At 31.6% G+C, this 16,982-nt stretch carries 14 protein-coding genes and 1 pseudogene; 8 read left to right on the top strand and 7 right to left on the bottom strand.

The annotated features are described in order from the left end of the window. Window positions 1-483 precede the first annotated feature (483 nt). On the bottom strand, window positions 484-1,074 hold the full coding sequence (locus IGI67_RS16685) for a hypothetical protein (protein WP_429958453.1): 591 nt from the start codon (window positions 1,072-1,074) through the stop codon (window positions 484-486). A 103-nt stretch (window positions 1,075-1,177) separates the two neighbouring features. Continuing rightward, a complete protein-coding gene (galE, locus tag IGI67_RS16680) occupies window positions 1,178-2,161 on the bottom strand; it encodes a UDP-glucose 4-epimerase GalE (protein ID WP_429958452.1) in 984 nt (327 codons plus the stop codon). 952 nt (window positions 2,162-3,113) lie between these two features. Between galE and IGI67_RS16675 the strand changes: the two genes are divergently transcribed. The 7 genes from IGI67_RS16675 (at window position 3,114) to IGI67_RS16645 (ending at window position 11,294) form a co-directional block, all read left to right on the top strand. Continuing rightward, window positions 3,114-3,368, top strand: coding sequence for a hypothetical protein (locus IGI67_RS16675; RefSeq protein WP_429958451.1), 255 nt, complete (start codon window positions 3,114-3,116; stop codon window positions 3,366-3,368). Window positions 3,369-3,641: 273 nt separating this feature from the next. Then, window positions 3,642-4,898 (top strand): MFS transporter, encoded by a 1,257-nt coding sequence (locus IGI67_RS16670; RefSeq protein ID WP_429958450.1) that lies wholly within the window; start codon window positions 3,642-3,644, stop codon window positions 4,896-4,898. A gap of 575 nt (window positions 4,899-5,473) precedes the next feature. After that, window positions 5,474-5,881 carry a polyketide cyclase gene (locus IGI67_RS16665; protein ID WP_429958449.1) on the top strand — a complete coding sequence of 136 codons (408 nt, stop codon included), beginning with the start codon at window positions 5,474-5,476 and terminating at the stop codon, window positions 5,879-5,881. 8 nt (window positions 5,882-5,889) lie between these two features. Further along, window positions 5,890-6,084, top strand: a complete 195-nt coding sequence (locus IGI67_RS16660; protein ID WP_429958448.1) for a cysteine-rich KTR domain-containing protein — start codon at window positions 5,890-5,892, stop codon at window positions 6,082-6,084. A gap of 646 nt (window positions 6,085-6,730) precedes the next feature. Continuing rightward, window positions 6,731-9,076: an FtsX-like permease family protein gene (locus IGI67_RS16655; RefSeq protein ID WP_429958447.1), complete on the top strand. Its 2,346-nt coding sequence runs from the start codon at window positions 6,731-6,733 to the stop codon at window positions 9,074-9,076. A gap of 14 nt (window positions 9,077-9,090) precedes the next feature. Beyond that, window positions 9,091-9,849 carry an ABC transporter ATP-binding protein gene (locus tag IGI67_RS16650; protein WP_429958446.1) on the top strand — a complete coding sequence of 253 codons (759 nt, stop codon included), beginning with the start codon at window positions 9,091-9,093 and terminating at the stop codon, window positions 9,847-9,849. Between the two features lie 440 nt (window positions 9,850-10,289). After that, the gene (locus tag IGI67_RS16645) at window positions 10,290-11,294 is read left to right on the top strand and encodes a TPM domain-containing protein (protein WP_429958445.1); all 1,005 of its coding nucleotides are present in this window, start codon (window positions 10,290-10,292) and stop codon (window positions 11,292-11,294) included. Between the two features lie 399 nt (window positions 11,295-11,693). On the opposite strand, the pseudogene IGI67_RS16640 reads toward IGI67_RS16645, so the two are convergent. Next, window positions 11,694-12,872: pseudogene (locus IGI67_RS16640) on the bottom strand (IS256 family transposase). A gap of 583 nt (window positions 12,873-13,455) precedes the next feature. Then, the gene (locus tag IGI67_RS16635; protein WP_429958444.1) at window positions 13,456-13,878 is read right to left on the bottom strand and encodes a hypothetical protein; all 423 of its coding nucleotides are present in this window, start codon (window positions 13,876-13,878) and stop codon (window positions 13,456-13,458) included. A gap of 488 nt (window positions 13,879-14,366) precedes the next feature. On the opposite strand from IGI67_RS16635, the gene IGI67_RS16630 reads away from it, so the two are divergent. Next, on the top strand, window positions 14,367-14,504 hold the full coding sequence (locus IGI67_RS16630) for a hypothetical protein (RefSeq protein WP_429958443.1): 138 nt from the start codon (window positions 14,367-14,369) through the stop codon (window positions 14,502-14,504). Window positions 14,505-15,139: 635 nt separating this feature from the next. Here IGI67_RS16630 and IGI67_RS16625 read toward each other — a convergent pair. From IGI67_RS16625 to IGI67_RS16615, 3 genes are all read right to left on the bottom strand, one after another. Then, a complete protein-coding gene (locus tag IGI67_RS16625; protein WP_429958442.1) occupies window positions 15,140-15,802 on the bottom strand; it encodes a winged helix-turn-helix domain-containing protein in 663 nt (220 codons plus the stop codon). A gap of 200 nt (window positions 15,803-16,002) precedes the next feature. After that, window positions 16,003-16,191, bottom strand: a complete 189-nt coding sequence (locus tag IGI67_RS16620; protein WP_429958441.1) for a cysteine-rich KTR domain-containing protein — start codon at window positions 16,189-16,191, stop codon at window positions 16,003-16,005. Between the two features lie 107 nt (window positions 16,192-16,298). Next, on the bottom strand, window positions 16,299-16,928 hold the full coding sequence (locus tag IGI67_RS16615; protein WP_429958440.1) for a TetR/AcrR family transcriptional regulator: 630 nt from the start codon (window positions 16,926-16,928) through the stop codon (window positions 16,299-16,301). Window positions 16,929-16,982: the final 54 nt, after the last annotated feature.

Raw genomic sequence — 16,982 nt, 5'->3', positions numbered from 1 at the left:
ATTTTTGTTTGATTTCGACAAAAATGTCCTAGAACTATCAATTCTAGGACATTTTTTTACTTATGAAATCAACCGTATTAATTGTTCCCTCAGTATGAAACAAAAAAGCGAGCTCATCTTCAAAGCTGTTTACTAAAGGAAAATACATAAAAACAACTAAGAGCCTAACTATAATTTTCGTCATAAACAAACAAGCTAAAGCCAAGTAATGAACTACTATTTTCCAACAAGACTAGAAAGACAGAAAATTGAAATAGTTGATACTCAAATGATATTTTGATCATAACAAAACCCGTGTGTCTCCTGATTCTCTCTTTTTCTTATTACAAAGTATCAGTTACCATAAATAGAACTAAGAAAATAAATTCAAGAATACAGTCCATACTCGTTGCGTTCTTTTAAATATGAAATAGTTGAAAATTTACTTAGTCCTTACAACATAATTTCTTCAAATTATCGTCCGAGAATTGCTTAATTCTTGCATTAGTGATGTCTTCTCTTATCTGAGTAATAGAGATTTTGGAAATAGAAAAAAATACCTAAAATGATACTGACAATACCAACTGACAGTAAGATAATTGCTACAATTGGGTTAATTCCATCAAAACCAAAGAAATTATTTTGATTTGCTACATTATTTGTAAACAGAACAGCTGGAACAGATAGGACGAAGGCTGAGCCTATGCATAAACCAATGTTCAATCGTAAAATATACTTAACACCGAGCAAGATCCAGAAATAGCTAATCCATATACCGGCGATTGGGACACCAATTGTGAAACTCCAGTAAACAGGTTTATCTAATAGAAACTGATTTGAAACATTTTCTATTATTACAAAATAAGGAATAAGCATTATTGAAAAAAGAGAAGCCGAACGTAATATTCGATTATTCTTGCTAAATAGTAAAACATCTAAAAATGCCCAAAAGAAGAATAGGCTAGTTCCAACGAGCAAAAACCATGTATATCGATGATTTAACAGTAAGTCGATAGCTGATGTTATCAAATTTGCTAATAGAAAAATGCTACACAAAAATATCCTAGCTCTCTTCATTTTTTTATCAGTTTGCAAAGTCAACCAATCCTTTCAAGAACACATTTTTTATCAAGTGATTTTGAGATGCTGAATAAATTCAGTATTTATCATAATTTCAACTCCTACTGATTGTTACTTTTTAAAACTTTTCCGTCTTTCTCCATTCAAAATCAGAAAGAATAATATCATTCAGGTTGTATTGGGGAACCCAACCTAAGATATTTTTAGCTTTGTCAGCATTTGCCAAAACGCTTGCCGGATCTCCCTGTCTCCTCCCTACAAGTTTGTAAGGTACGTCCAACCCCGTTACTTCAGAGGCCCTACTAATAATCTGTAGGACTGAGTACCCACATTCTGTTCCTAAGTTAAAAAGATTGCTCTCTCCGTGATTAAATAAGTAATTGAAACCCAGCACATGAGCTTTTGCTAAGTCTAAAACATGGATATAATCTCTGATGCATGTTCCATCTATGGTTGGATAATCCGTTCCGAATACTTTCACGCAATCTAATTTCCTTAATATTGCTTTGTTGATATTAGGGATTATATGTGTAGGATGTTTAACTCTAAGTCCGTTACTCTTATTTGGCATTGCTCCAGCAACATTGAAATATCGAAACACGATATACTTCCATCCGTATCTAGAAGCCATCCAGTGTAAAAGTCTTTCTCCTGCATATTTAGTTTCAGCGTATGGATTGATCGGATCAACTAAAGTATCTTCTGTTGCTTTAACATTTGAACAATTATTTCCATAAACTGACGCAGTAGAAGAAAATATTATCTTGTTAATATTGAAATCTGATATAGTTTTTAATACAGCGTTCATTCCAGAAACATTATCTGAATAGTAATTACTCGGGTTTTCTATACTTTCACTTACTACAATAGATCCTGCACAATGTAATAATGCATCAACATTTTCATTTTCTAATAGGTCAGATAAATCTCTTTCATCGGTTACATCAATTTGATAAAAGTGTGCCCTTTGGTCAACTGCAGCCTTCGTTCCTTTAGACAAATTATCTGCAACAATGACATTGTATCCCTCATTCAGTAATTCATATGTTGTATGGGAACCTATATACCCGGCTCCCCCGGTGACAAGAATAGTCTTACTCATTATTTTTCCTTTCATGTTAAGATTTCAAAAAAAAATCAAATGCTTTCCTAGTAAAAAAATCAAAAATGGGCAAAAAGTGAAAATATTTAAACACAAAAAGAACCAACAACAAAGAATTTCCATTCTAAGTCATCGGCTCTGTGTCATAGCATCTGGCTCTCTCATTTAAATAAATCTGCGTCCATTATAAAGAACTTTAATAAAAAAATATTAGCATATAATTGAAAAGTGTCCCCCATAATCTTCATTTTCTCTCTTATCATGTTTACTTTAACTATGTTTTCATACATTAATATTCAACTAAGTTACTTAATTCATCGTTTAGAGAATCTATGAGAATACTTTAATAGAATAGCATTTTATTGTCAACTACATAAATAATAAACTCCTTTTAAATAATACTCTTATTTTAAAAAATATAATTATAAATCAATTAGAATTGGGTGGTAAGTGCTTTTTTTGAAAATTGCATACATCTAAGTTCAGATACGTATTTTAGAATATTTAAAAATATATACCAACTTTTTTAATTAGTTCGTAAATACATTCTTTCAATATTCAGAACATGCTTTTATCGAGTAGAAAGGATTTACAAGTATAAAATATTTTCCCGAGAAATTGACTTCAATATATTTTTCTAAAAAAAAAATATTAGTTAAAAAAACAGAAAAAAATATATTATACTTTATTACAAACTTAACTAAAGAGAACTATTCAAATTAACTCATTGGATTTAACTATCTTCACATCTAATTACTACTCTTCCCATCCTTTTAAACTCCTTAGTAACATCAAATTGAAAATCAATTATTGACATTAGACTACTAGTCTAATACCATAACACTATTGAGCTCGTTTTAATCATGAAAAGATATTTCTGCGTAAAAGCATTATTATATTTAAATGTTTAATAATACTTTTACTCAGAAATTCTAATCGGGAGGAAATGAATATGAAAAAGGAATTTGTTCTAAAAAAAATGATACAGCTATCCGGTGAAGATCGTGAAACCTGCGAAAAAATTATTTCAGCGTATAACAAATATCGAAAAGACGAAATTAAGTTGCCCTTTACAAAGGAAAATGACGCTCAGATGATTGATTGGATCAGTTTTAAAACCTCTTGTAGCAGAGGGAGTGTGGAATTGGTTCTCAGCATTTTGATCCCTATTATTAGAGACAATAAGAATAAGGAATTTCTTATTTAACAATTATGTAAATATAATTAGTACAGTTGTAATTGTTCTAAGCCTTTTTCTGGATAATATGTACTAGAAGTATAATAAACATTGCTAGTAGAGCCAGACGCTTTGTCGCAGAGCCAATAACTTGGAATTACCAATTCCAAGTTATTGGCTTTTTTGCATATAGAAATATTTTCTAAGATACTGGGAGCAATCATCATGAAACTTTTACTTTATTTGCAAAAGTTGTTTTCTTCTTTATTTATGAACTGAAATTTTATTTTTAGGAGAGTTGTTATGGATACGACAAGAAACTCAATTTATCAAACATCATTCAATTTCTTTAAACTGGTCATAGGACAAGCCGTTTCGGTCTTCGGCACCTCGCTACTTCGATTTGCTCTATCTTTATATATTCTAGATATTACAGGACGCGCAGATATCTATGCAACATTATTCGCAATTTCAAGTCTTCCCGTTTTATTTTCACCAATTGCTGGAGCATTGGCAGATAGGTTTAATAGAAAGACTATTATGGTTGGACTAGATATAGCAAATGGTTGTTTTAGTTCATTATTACTTGTAGCCTTTTTAATCAATCAATCTTCACTCATTATAATCACAGTCGCCATGATTCTTTTCGGTTTTGTTGGAGCAATGGATACTCCTGTAGTTTCTGCTATAATTCCTAGTTTAGCTTCTAAAGATAAACTAGAATCAGCAAATGGAATTCTTCAAGGTATTCAATCATTATCTGGAATTGTTGCTCCTATCTTAGGTGGGCTGCTATACAGCATAATTGGTATGAATAATATTCTTATCATTACTTCAGTCGTATTCTTCTTAACTGCTTTTTTAGAAACGCGCATTTTGGTACCAAAAAACGAATCCAGTTTTTCAGGAAGTATATTTAAAGTACTGGCGGAAGATTTGAAAGAAGGTTTCCATTATACTCTAACGCACAGTTTCATTCGTAAAACAATGCTTATAAGTGTTGGATTAAACTTTGCACTCACCCCGCTTTTTATCGTTGGAGTTCCTTATATTCTAAGAATAACCATGAATTTGAGCACAGGTTTGTACGGAGTTGGAGTTGGAATTATTGAGTTTGCTACAATCTTAGGTGCACTTTTAGTCGGATTTGTGTCAAAAAAATTAAATGTCTCAAATTTCTATTTATGGATACTTTTCATTTCTGTTCTTTTGATCCCAATTGCACTTTCCTGCTCTCCGTTAATTTTGAACTATGGAACTTTACAGCCTTTTTCTCTTTTTCTAATTAGCGGCGTCCCACTTTCTGCTTGCTTATCGATTGTATCAATCTTTGCGATTAGCAAAGTTCAAAAAATAACTCCGAGTAAAAATTTAGGAAAAGTTATGGCTATCATCCTGGCCACAGCACAATGCGCCGCTCCGATGGGCCAGATACTCTATGGATTCGGTTTTGAAGTTTTTCAAGACTCAGTATACATTTTAATCGCTATTACATTTATCGCCACATTATCACTCTCCATCCTTAGCCATATACTTTACAGGAATGAAGAAGATATTTAGCAAGGTCAATACTTAATATTATTAGTTTTTGAAAGGTGTGATGTAAATGATAGTATGATTTAGATCCAAAATTTCTAAGGTAATTATTGTTTCTATCCTCGCGTATATTGTGATGGAGCGCGGATAAAAAACAAGTTATAGAAGCATAAAAAGTTGGAGTATTCAAGCACTACTTATCTTTAAATGTTGTACTCCAGTATTAGCTGGAATATCCTTTTTCACTGATGATGCATGGCTATTTACGCATATTCACTCTTCTAGATGAATATATTATCGAGGAAAGATTTCAAGATGACTTTTTACAACAGAGAATATCTCTTCAAACAATATTAATGGTTCACTTAATATGTAGGCTCCAAAAACGAGAATATTTGTTTTGAAGAAAAGTATAAATAGGAGCTAGTAATTGAGACTAATTCTCTGTAAGCGAATCTATTTTAGAAGACAATACGTTCAACAAAGTAACAACTCAGTAGTAAATTTGAAACCTTAGAAGAAATATTACTAAACAGAAATTTTAAGTACAGCTAGTTTTATTGAAGAAAAATCATTTTAGTTTGATATAGGAGGAAAAAATGAAATTAGAATTTACATTATTTATTAAGAGTACACCAGAGAAAATTTGGAATTATTATGAGGATATTTCTCTTCGTAAAATTTGGGAAGTTGATTTAGAAGAATACAATTTATATGGAGATTTCGTCACTGGAACTGAGGGAAATATGAAGTTAACCGATCTTCCAGCGATGGATTTTGTATTATTATCCGTCACTAAAAACAAAGAATTTGTCGACTGTACTCCCACTCCATTCGGAGATTTAGTTTTTGGTCATGAAATCAATGAAGTCACTAATGGTGTTGAGGTGACACATTCTTTAGAACTTCGAAATACACATATTAGTGAAGAAAGTTTAGAAACACTAAATAGTATTTTTGATGATACAACAGGTGCTGTTTATAAAATTAAACAAGCTGTCGAATGATATGAATAATGGAGGTAATTATGAATTGTAAATGGGTTTACTGTCCTGTTTGTAATAATAAGACTCGGATACAAGTAAGAGAAGACACTGAATTAAGGAATTTTCCTCTCTTCTGCCCAAAGTGCAAACAGGAAATTTTAATTTGTTTAAAAAACTACAAGATAACAGTATTAGAAGGGCCTGACGTAATTACACAAAACTAATAACACGGGTTAAAAATCGTTCGTAATTATTGACCTTTTATCATTTTGCAACCCCTAAATAAAAGTGAGTATGAATTCATGTAAATTGAAAAGAGGTGATTATATTACTCAAGTGTATTTATCATCGTAGTAATTAAGGTAAAGTCCATAAAAATGGTTTATATAATGATGGAGACTATTAATAAAATTATACTGACTCAATGTTCAACAATCATAGTATATTGTATTGATTATGATTGTTGAACTTATCTATACACAAAGTAAAAAAAGGCATAAACGCAATCGCAATATGAAGAATTCTGACAATTTAGAAGTTACTCACACAAAAATATTTTTTCATTAGAAGAAGAGACTACGATTAGAATTGAGAGTGAAGATCAACATTTTCTTTTGTGCTCTGAAACATTAAAGAGTGAAGCTCATCTCTTACTGTACTGTCATAAGGTAGCATTTTTTAAAATAGGACTTCTTCACTTTGCATTTATACTTTTATGTGACCATAGAAGATATTATGAATATTTATAAAATTTGTTGAAAAATCATATATGCCATTCAATAGAGCGTCTAAAAAAGTGTAAAAGGAAGTTGATAGAGGAATTTCATAACAATTATAGTTGTTAAATACTAATTTTTAAGGAGTATGTAAATGATATTTCGATTAATAAAAAAGGACTTCAAGAAAAATAAAGTGATTACCCTCACCTTATTCATGTTTATTTTATTATCTGCTATGTTGGTGTCTAGTGCTCTGATGATCGTCACTGAGCTAAATGGTTCCTTAACTCATTTGTTTGAAAAAACAAATGTTCCAAGCTATGTTCAAATGTACAAAGGTAATCTCTCTCAAAAAAATATAGATACATTTAGTGGAAAAAACGATCTAGTAAAAGCTCAACAAACTGTAACGATGTTGGGTATTTCAGGAGAGAATCTATTTCTTCAAAGTAAAGATAAATCTGAAGTAGACAGTATTATTGAAAATAGCTTTGTGAAACAAAATGCCTTGTTCGACTTTTTATTGGACACAAAAAATGAAGTCGCCCAAGTCGCAGATGGTGAAATTGGTGTACCCGTATATCATCAACAACAATATAACTTAAAACTAGGTTCAAAAGTACGAGTAAAGCTTGGAGAATTCGAGAAAACGTATACTGTCACATCGTTTATACGTGACGCTCAAATGAATCCTTCACTTGTCACATCTAAACGATTTTTAGTAAGTGACAATGACTGGAATCAACTACGACAATATATTAATAATCAAGAATACCTGATTGAATTTAAACTAAAGGATGAAAGTACCATTTCCAAATTTGAGAAACAATACGAAGCTTCCAATCTACCTCAGAGTGGGACAGCACTAACACGCTCTTTGTATCAAATATTGAATTCTATGACAGACGGTATCGTGATTGCGATTATAACGTTGATTAGCCTGTTATTACTACTAATTGCCTCATTATGCTTAAGATTCACCATCATGACTGCAATCGAAGAAGATTATCGAGAGATTGGTATCATGAAGGCCCTTGGAATTAGTAATACTAAAACTAGAAATATGTATTTATTAAAATATATTGTGATTGCCTCCACTGCTTGTGTCGGTGGTTACATTACTTCTCTAGTTCTTACAAGCTTGTTTACACAATCTATGTCGGCATATATGGGAACTGCTCCAAAAACTATTTTCAGCTATCTATTCTCTCTTTTAGGTCCAATTATTGTGTTCTTTTTTGTCTACCTTTTTTGCAAATTAGTTTTTCGCCGATTTAAGAAGATCTCAGCTTATCAAGCTTTACAGGTCGGACAAACAACTGGAAATCGCAAAATTGCACATAAAATGCGCTTAAGTGGAAAGAAACACTGGTTTCGGAATCAAAACATTTTTATTGGTATCAGAGATGTCTTAACACAGGTTCGAATTTATCTTTTAATAATGTTTGTATTTTCTATCTGTATATTTTTAATGACTGTTCCATTAAATTTTTTACAAACTGTCAAAGCACCAAGTTTTATCACTTATATGGGGGCCGGAAAAAGTGACTTAAGAATTGATATCCACGAGTTAGATGAATTTCCTGAGGAGTCAGAAGCAATATTTAATCACTTATTACACGGGAAAAACAAAGAATCAAAATTTTCAAGTATTGCACGTTCTGAAACAAGTGCTTATCAAATAAAAAATAATGAAGATGAACTTGTTACTATCAAAATCGAAAACACAGATAACCCTGGTTTATTTCCTCTTAAATATACATTAGGAAAAGCGCCTCAAAATGATAATGAAATTGCCTTATCAAGTATGAATGCAGATGAATTTGAAGCAACCGTGGGAGATAAACTTACGATTATCATACATGGAAAAGAAAAAACCATTACTGTATGCGGAATATATCAAGATGTCACAAATGGTGGAAAAACTGCCAAAGGAATGCTTGAGAGTGACAATATATTATGGGTAACTTACAATTTCAATATCGCAGATGATTCACAAATTGATAAGATAAAGACCGAATTAGAGAAAAAATTTGAACATATTAAAGTTACTGATACAGATGACTATGTTAAACAAACTTTAGGAGGAATTATTGAACAAGTTTCTACAATAAATGTTGTTGCTATTGGACTAGCTCTTTTCATCGCTATATTAGTCACTTTCATGTTCTTTAAAATGATAATCGTAAAAGAATCAAAAAATATCGCAATCATGAAAAGCATCGGTATTTCTACAAAAAGTCTACAGCACCAATACTACACCAGAGCTGTATTTACTCTAGTGATAGGAATCATAATTGGAACAATTGCAACAAACATATTTGGTCCAAAGATTGCTTGCCTTCTACTCTCTGGTGTATCAAACCTAACATTTGTCACTAATCCTCTGATCAACTATTTAGTGATACCGATATCATTAGTACTTGTAGTAATTTCAAGTGTTTATATGGTTAGCTTATCTATAAAAAAAATAAAAGTAATGCTTGTTGCAGAATAGAGAGGGATTTTTTTATGATTTTGAAAGCAACGGATTTATCAAAGAGTTTCCCAATAGAAAATATGGAATCTCAAAAAATTTTAAGTAACATTCAATTAACCATTGAAAAAGGCGAATTTGTTTCTATTATGGGTGCTAGTGGATCTGGAAAATCTACATTACTCTATACAATTAGTGGTATGACAAAACCTACTTCAGGAGTCGTAGAATTTTCTGGAGAACAACTTAATAGTTTATCAGAAGATCATCTAACAGATTTACGATTAAATAAAATGGGTTTTGTCTTCCAACAAGCAAATCTATTAAAAAATTTCAATTTGAGAGACAATATTGTGCTCTCCGGATATCTAAGAAAAATGGAACCACAAAAAACTATTGATAAACGTGCAGACACATTAATGAAACAGACTGGCGTAGATCATCTTGCCTCGAAGGATATTACTCAAGCATCTGGTGGGCAATTACAAAGAGTTTCTATATGTCGTGCATTAATTAATAATCCAGAAATTATCTTCTGTGATGAGCCAACAGGTGCTCTAAATTCTAAATCCGCATCCGAGATTATGACTCTTTTCAATGAGATTAATCAAACTGGTACAACTATATTACTAGTTACACACGATGCAAAAGTTGCATCAAAAACAGAACGTATTCTCTTTATGTCTGACGGAGAGATTATTTCCGAAAAATATTTAGGAAAGTTAGCAGTGGATTCAACACCTAGAGATCGTGAAAAGCAAGTAAGTGAATGGTTAGAGATTTTAGGTTTTTAGTATGGGAAAATATCAGTGAGTCGATCAATCGAATTCACCATGAAGTAAATTGGTGTCAACGTCATCAGACGAACGATTTAGCATATTCATCAATACTGAAGCAGTAGAACTGATAAAGGACTTTTATGAGATGGTAAGAAGTTACTTAAACATAATTTTTAAAGTATCATGATAAAATTGATAATCTTTTATTTTATAAACTAAGTTTAACTACAAATTTATCAATTCATTGAAGAATGTTCCAATATTAAAAGTAAGATTAATTAATGGAGCTATGCTCAATACTGAGAATAAACTCTTCAATGATCATGATAACCGATTGTATTAAGGTTATCACGACCATTTTTAAGTAATCGCTGAACATTATTCGTGAGTAGATAAAATTGATAATCAGAAAGAAAATGATTTTACCTGCCCAATAGTAAGGAGGAATGATTAAAATGTTGAAAATGAAATTCTATTTTCTTTTATTGATCATCTTAGGCGTATCTTATTGTGCCCCAGTACAAGCAGAAAATATCTATGTAGAAGATAACGCGGATGTTGTGTCTTCTCAAACTAAAGAAAAAATTTACCAATATAATAATTACTACAAGAATTTGAAATTACATCCTCAACTATTAGTGGTTACAATAGAGAAATTACCAGATGGACACTCAATCGAATCATATGCAAATAAAAAATTTAATGAGTTAGGAATTGGTAATTCTGAATATGACTCAGGAATACTGTATGTAATCGCGATTGCTGATCGGAAACAACGTATTGAAGTAGGCTATGGTTTGGAGGACGTTCTCCCGGATGCTTTGGCAAAAGATCTCATGTCCGAGAAAGCAAAAACATATTTTCGAGATGAAAAATATGATGAGGGCGTGTCAATCGTGGTAAATAATATAAATGATGTGTTACAAGGAAATAAATCAGCTAACGAATTTTCGCCGGTTATTTCTAATGATTTATCATTTAGAGAGATCCTCATTGAACGTATTGGTCCAATAATTTTTGGAATTGGATTTATATATGCTTTAATTTCAACACCGTTGGATAAATTATTTATTTACCGAAAATCCAGAAAGGAGTTCGCAAGAGAATTGAAAAAAAGGGTGAAAAATGATGATATTAAATATCAACTTTATTCAACGAAAAAGATCATTGATTGTAAAGATCCCTCAGTTTATAAAGCAAGAGAAATAATAAAAAAACTTTATCATCAAAAATCCAAGAAAAAGCGCCCTCTTTATTATGATTTTACTTATGCTTTTGGCTCTCTAACATTTTGGGAGCTTTTATGGAAAAAGAAAAAAGAGATACAAGACTATTCAGTATATTATTACTATCGTGATACATGGAATAGTGGTAGTTCAAACAGTTCATACAGTTCTGGCAGTAACGATTCATGGGGCGGGGGTAGTTCAGGTGGTGGAGGTGCAAGTTCAGATTGGTAAATTTGTCGATAACTTTACAGTCAGAAAAGTCTTCTCTGAATATGCTCACAAATATCGTCAACAATATTCAATTGAAACTTTGTACAGGATTCTAAAAGTAAAATAGGCAAGAATATTATTTAAGGCAGATTAGTCGCCTAAATAGGAATCAATTCCGCCATTAGAAAAAAGAATACTAGGCGGGCGTTATACGAACATAAAGATCAATATAGATCACCAACTTTTCTAATGAAGGAATCGAAACCAATAAACGTGTTGTCGCTAGTCCTTATGCGTGGAATGAATTTATGCGCATAAGGATTTCATCGCCGCAAATCTTCTTATGGAGTAGGAGAAATAGTAAAAGAAAATTTGGGTCAGTAAAGAGTTTTGTGTAAGTTCTTTCTCCTTTAAATATATTCAATCACGCGATTTCCCAAAAAAGATGACAGATTGCGATAAAATCTGCCCCCAATTTTGGACCTTCATGGTCCATTTTTTTGTGACGTCTATTGTTACAAGATAGAGCATCTTTATTAATGACTCATCTGACGGAAACATACTTTTTAATTTTGTCAGCTTTCGCAGTTGTCGATGAAATCCTTCAATAAGGTTCGTTGTGTGAATAATTCGTCTTAATTCTTCTGGATACTTGAAAATGGTGGCCAATTCAGTCAAATTATCCTTCCAGCTTTTGGTAATAATCGGATATTTTTTGCCCCATTTTTATCCAAATCGCTTAAGGCCTCTAATGCCTGTTCTTCGGTAGATGCTTTATAGATAGGTTTTAGAGCATCTGTAACAGGCTTCAAATCCCTATAACAAACAAATCAAATCTTACGCTGTTTCTACTTTGATGGACAATACATTTTTGAACCTCTGTTTCTAGAAAAGCAGCTTGAATGGCTTCACTAAATCCGTTTTGATTATCTGTACAGGCAATCAAAATATCTTGCACACCACGATTCTTTAGTTCATTCAACACCAATAGCCAGAACTTCTTTTAAACCTTTAACAGTAATCCCTAAAACCACATAAGCAGCCTTTGATTGTATTCGACCTTCGTAACGGACTTTAAAGAGACTCGCATCCATAAAAATGATTGGGTAAAATGCTTCTAACGGCCGATTTTGCCATTTCTTTACCAGCAACAAAACTTTGTTGGTGACCATTTGAACTAAGTGTGTGTGATACTTCAGATCTATATAAATCATTAAAATGGTCTCAAATATCTCTTGTGCTCATGCCTTAGGCATACATGGCAATGATTCGTTCTCCTAGTCCAGAAACAGAAGATTGGTTTTTCTTAACAATGACAGGCCCAAATTCACCCTCACGATCTCTTGGGTCGGCTATTGGCAACTCACCATATTCTGCGGACCGTTAAGTTTTAGAACTAGATCTATTTCGCTTATTCATAATGGACTACGTCTTTTTATCGTGTTTTTCGTAGCCAAGATGTCTCTCCAGTTCTGCTTCCATAATCGCTTGAATCGTTTCACCAAACATACCTTTAAAGGCATCTTTTATATCTTCGGTAGTCTTAATATCATAGTGTTGAATCATTTCTTTGATTTGATATTTAGAAAGTATACTCATGGTCTGTTACTCTTGGTTTAATTTATTTCATTTTACCATCAGAACTTACACAAAATATTTTATCCTCTCGAAAATTTATTAAACCGACAATCTTAACAGAGCCCAATTGATGCTGTCTAAATTCTATGTAATGATGTTTGCTTCTACTTGTCCACCATACAAAAACTAGTATTCCACGTTGCTATATGATGGATTCAAACATAAATTGTCATCCATCCATTACAAATCTGTAAAAGAGAATTGCCCCGGTAATTTATTCAGAAAGGGGAAAACAATATCGTTTCCGTTCCCTCATCTATTAAGAGATATTGAACGACCACCATATCACACATTCAATGAGCCACCCTTTAACTCCTATTAAAACTGTAGTAATCGAATCATTTCATCGACCTATCAAACGAGATTTAATCGAACTCAACAAGCATAAAAGTAACATGGAGATGCATGCTTTAAGACTAACTCTACAAACAAATGAATTAATACAAAATTTGTAATGATTCCTCTACAATTTGAGACAAAGCCATAAGTAAACTAACCGACTGTTAACTAAACTGTTGCAGATACTTTCTAAATTTAAATATCACTATTTTTCTAGTATTTCTTCTTTTATCACTGCTCCATTTTCAACGATATTTAATTTTATTCTATCTTTATCTAGACGAATAACTATGTAATTAGACCTATTGCCATCATCTGAAAGTATAATATTGTTCTTTTTTGAAATAACTGAGACCCTAACATTTTTAATCAGTTGTACTTCTCTATCACTTATACTCCACGTTCTATATTTCTCATTTTTAATTTTACTAGTTTTGAATTCTATCTCATGTTCTGGATTAGTCCATTTCCCTTCTAACCAAGCAACATTATTAACTAGTTGAGATCTTATAACCAAGGTTAATAACAATATGAAAAAGAACATTATGCAAATTTGCATCACAATCCTACTTTTGAAATTAACGTTCCCTTTCAATACTTTTATGCGTCTTAATATTTGACTAAACACTCTCTCACCATCCTTATTGAGTCCGTGTATATTTCTCAATTGACCAGCTCAAAAAATTTCAATATGCAATTTTAGACGAAACTATTTATTAATCAGAAATAATGAAAATTTTTACCAATATTAAAAATATTTCTATCCTTACATTTCATAAAGTACAAGCGAAAGTGACATATATTTCAAAAAGGCTTTAGCTACATCTTTTTGCCACATTGTTAATAAGTTTGTTAGCATATGACATCCGTTCATAACTCTTAATTGGTTGTAAGGTTAACATCGTCAAAAGGTAAGTGGGACACAGCATAATTATTATAATATTTGGTATTACTAATCATGCTTTATGTTGAAAATTATGCGTTTATGAAGTACTAAAAGAGTATTTTCCATCAAAAAACTAGAAAATGAATATTCATTCAAGTTGTCTAACCTTGCAATGTAGCGTTCGAACAATCCTTTAGGATATTTTAGAAAAAGAACAAGAGATTTATCCATTGAAAGAATTGGCCCAGTCATCAATTGATCAAAAATCTTCAGCTCTAGAGTTTGAATTACTTCAAATAATTGATGCGTTTAAATATTTCACTTCAACGAAGACCACTGCTGAAAAAGAAGTGAGCCGTTTGATGTAGGAAATAGATTTGTCTATTTTATCCATTCCTGAAATCCGCCTATCATTAGAATTAGAAAGTACCAGTCTTGCTGAAATTCATGAAAAAAATTTCAGTTTTCCAACGCATATGCTTGTGCTGAGCCATCTCTTTAGACTTCCAGCACGAATTAGACAGCCCCAGGACATATGATAAAACTTGGGCTCTTCCCAACTTCGCTTGGCCTTACATGAAACGGGATGTCTCATATCCAATTAGTCCCCACCAATAATGCATAAATATTTTCAGAGGAAGGTTTCAGAAGCTAAGCATTGCAACATCGCGATTAACCTTATCATTAGAAAACTAGTTCGAATTATCTTTTCGTGTCTTATAATACAATGAACTTAATGATGAGGATCAAACGATCGACAATTAACCTTTTCAAATAAGCCATTTTCGATACTTATTTGACATGATAAAAATTCATAGTTGACATTGCTATTCTTTTTTTCAAGTATTTACTTGACTCAATATAGTTTGTATTCTAAATGATCGGTTCACAAATAGACTCTAACGAAAAATAATTTAACACAAATCCGATATCCTCTATTCCTTTTTCACAAAGAAATCGACTCTGTTGGTTAAATTAATGAAGTTGATCCTATATGTTTCTTTCAACTTCTTTTATATGATTCTGAAATCTTATAACCTTTTCCCCATATCGTCTCAATCCTCCAATCAAATTCTTCCAACTCCTCTATCTTAGAATTAAGACGTTTTACAATATTTGAAAGCTGTGAAAATTGCGATGTTCGTTCCTCTCCTCCCCAAATTTGTTTGCAAATGTATTCACGCGATACAATTGCATCGTTAGAGTCTTTAATAATTCTAAATACCTGACTCTCCCTTTTGGATAAATTTTGGAATGGAAATTTTTCATTATCATATCCTTGTGCTTCAGCTTCATTGATTTTTTCTCTTAGATTCTCTAGAGAATCTTTGATTGGTAAATTTATAAGAGAGAACTGGTTTTCATTTTCTTCTCCCATTACTTCCTTAAATAGACAATCATCAGAATTTATCAAATCTGTTCTTCTAAAAACCTTATGATAATTTTTTAATGGTAGATGTTTCCATACACTATGAATTTCCCAATTAGAAACACTTTCACTAAAAATAATCACTTCGAAGTGAGAAAAAAGTCTACGATATCTACTTTGAGTAGATATTAGTTTCAATGTGTCATGGCTACAAAAAACTTCATGTCCTAATCTTATTAGTTGTTGTAGCAATCTTTTGTCAGATGATGGGTTATTACTTAATATTAAGATATTCATACGCTTTTATACCTAAGAAGCATAACTATTAGCAAATCTATTGACAGAATCTATTATTAATAGTCGTATTTCATTCAAAGATTTTACTAATTCATTAGTTACGTATCTGCCTTTCTCTTTCTATTATTGTTCCAATATTTCCTTCTTGCAATTTTTTTAATATTCTAAAAAAGCCAATAACAAAGAATGTTAATTCTTAGCTATTGGCTCTGAGATATTTCTTCCGGCTCTCTTATTAAGATTATTTTTAAGTTCTTAATATCAACTAAACTTTCTTGTTTGCACTTTGGACAGTATAATGGTAATCGCCTAATAGATGTATCAGAACGAATTTTTATTCTTGTTTTACCTCTACATAGTGGACAAATAACCCATTTTGAACTATTCATTATTTCACTCCTTTGTTGGTTATGGTATTAAGAGAAACATAGTTTCAAAGTTACTCAAATCCTAAAATTCTGATGGTAGAAATTATTGAATTTTTTTCGAATACTTACTACAATGTTTCCAATATTAACTTCTTAACGGATTTTTTACTAGTTTTTGAAGTATTAATCTTCAAGACACGAAACATAATTTCAACCATTGAATCAATGTCAAAAGTGATGGTAGACTCTCTGACATTACTGAGATCATATAAAGTCTGTAAACCTGTCATTAGAAACTGAATATCAGATAAAGGATTACATGACGAAAAATATTTTGTTCTATTCCCTTCAATTATAATGCTTTCGTAAATTGGACACACAAATTTCAAAGTATTAAGCATCGCTTTTTGTTTCATTAATGCATTCTCAGCTTCAAACATTCGTTCTAACATTTCTTTTTTTTCAGTCGACTTTGTTTTTCTAAATAGAACTGCGAACAATTTTTCTGTTGGTTTCATCTCCACATTAGATGAGATAGCATTAGCATATTTCATCTCTTCATTAATGTGCTTTGAGATGACTGCATCCATTACCTCCTCTTTCGAATTGAAGTAATGATAAAATGTTCCTTTTGCAATCCCTAATTTTTTTAGTATATTGTCAATCGTTGTCATTTCATATCCTTCTGATATAAAAAGTTGTTCGGCGCAATCTATGATTTGACTTCTTTTCAAATCAAACTCTTCAGTGTTCGCCATATTATTCCTCCTAGTTCAATTATGAATTTATGACTTAATACTATTAGACTAACA

Origin of the sequence: Enterococcus sp. AZ196, assembly GCF_050498845.1 — a bacterium.
Classification (GTDB): domain Bacteria; phylum Bacillota; class Bacilli; order Lactobacillales; family Enterococcaceae; genus Enterococcus_A; species Enterococcus_A murrayae.
Note: the sequence above shows the minus strand (reverse complement) of the source record. Positions and strands in the feature narration are given on the sequence as shown.

Bases quoted from the DNA above. Each gene is read 5' to 3' on its own strand.
- IGI67_RS16645 (WP_429958445.1), top strand. From the start codon at position 10,290: ATGTTGAAAATGAAATTCTATTTTCTTTTATTGATCATCTTAGGCGTA.
- IGI67_RS16675 (WP_429958451.1), top strand. From the start codon at position 3,114: ATGAAAAAGGAATTTGTTCTAAAAAAAATGATACAGCTATCCGGTGAA.
- IGI67_RS16620 (WP_429958441.1), bottom strand. From the start codon at position 16,191: ATGAATAGTTCAAAATGGGTTATTTGTCCACTATGTAGAGGTAAAACA.
- IGI67_RS16615 (WP_429958440.1), bottom strand. From the start codon at position 16,928: ATGGCGAACACTGAAGAGTTTGATTTGAAAAGAAGTCAAATCATAGAT.
- IGI67_RS16665 (WP_429958449.1), top strand. From the start codon at position 5,474: ATGAAATTAGAATTTACATTATTTATTAAGAGTACACCAGAGAAAATT.
- IGI67_RS16670 (WP_429958450.1), top strand. From the start codon at position 3,642: ATGGATACGACAAGAAACTCAATTTATCAAACATCATTCAATTTCTTT.
- IGI67_RS16660 (WP_429958448.1), top strand. From the start codon at position 5,890: ATGGAGGTAATTATGAATTGTAAATGGGTTTACTGTCCTGTTTGTAAT.
- IGI67_RS16625 (WP_429958442.1), bottom strand. From the start codon at position 15,802: ATGAATATCTTAATATTAAGTAATAACCCATCATCTGACAAAAGATTG.
- galE (WP_429958452.1), bottom strand. From the start codon at position 2,161: ATGAGTAAGACTATTCTTGTCACCGGGGGAGCCGGGTATATAGGTTCC.
- IGI67_RS16655 (WP_429958447.1), top strand. From the start codon at position 6,731: ATGATATTTCGATTAATAAAAAAGGACTTCAAGAAAAATAAAGTGATT.
- IGI67_RS16650 (WP_429958446.1), top strand. From the start codon at position 9,091: ATGATTTTGAAAGCAACGGATTTATCAAAGAGTTTCCCAATAGAAAAT.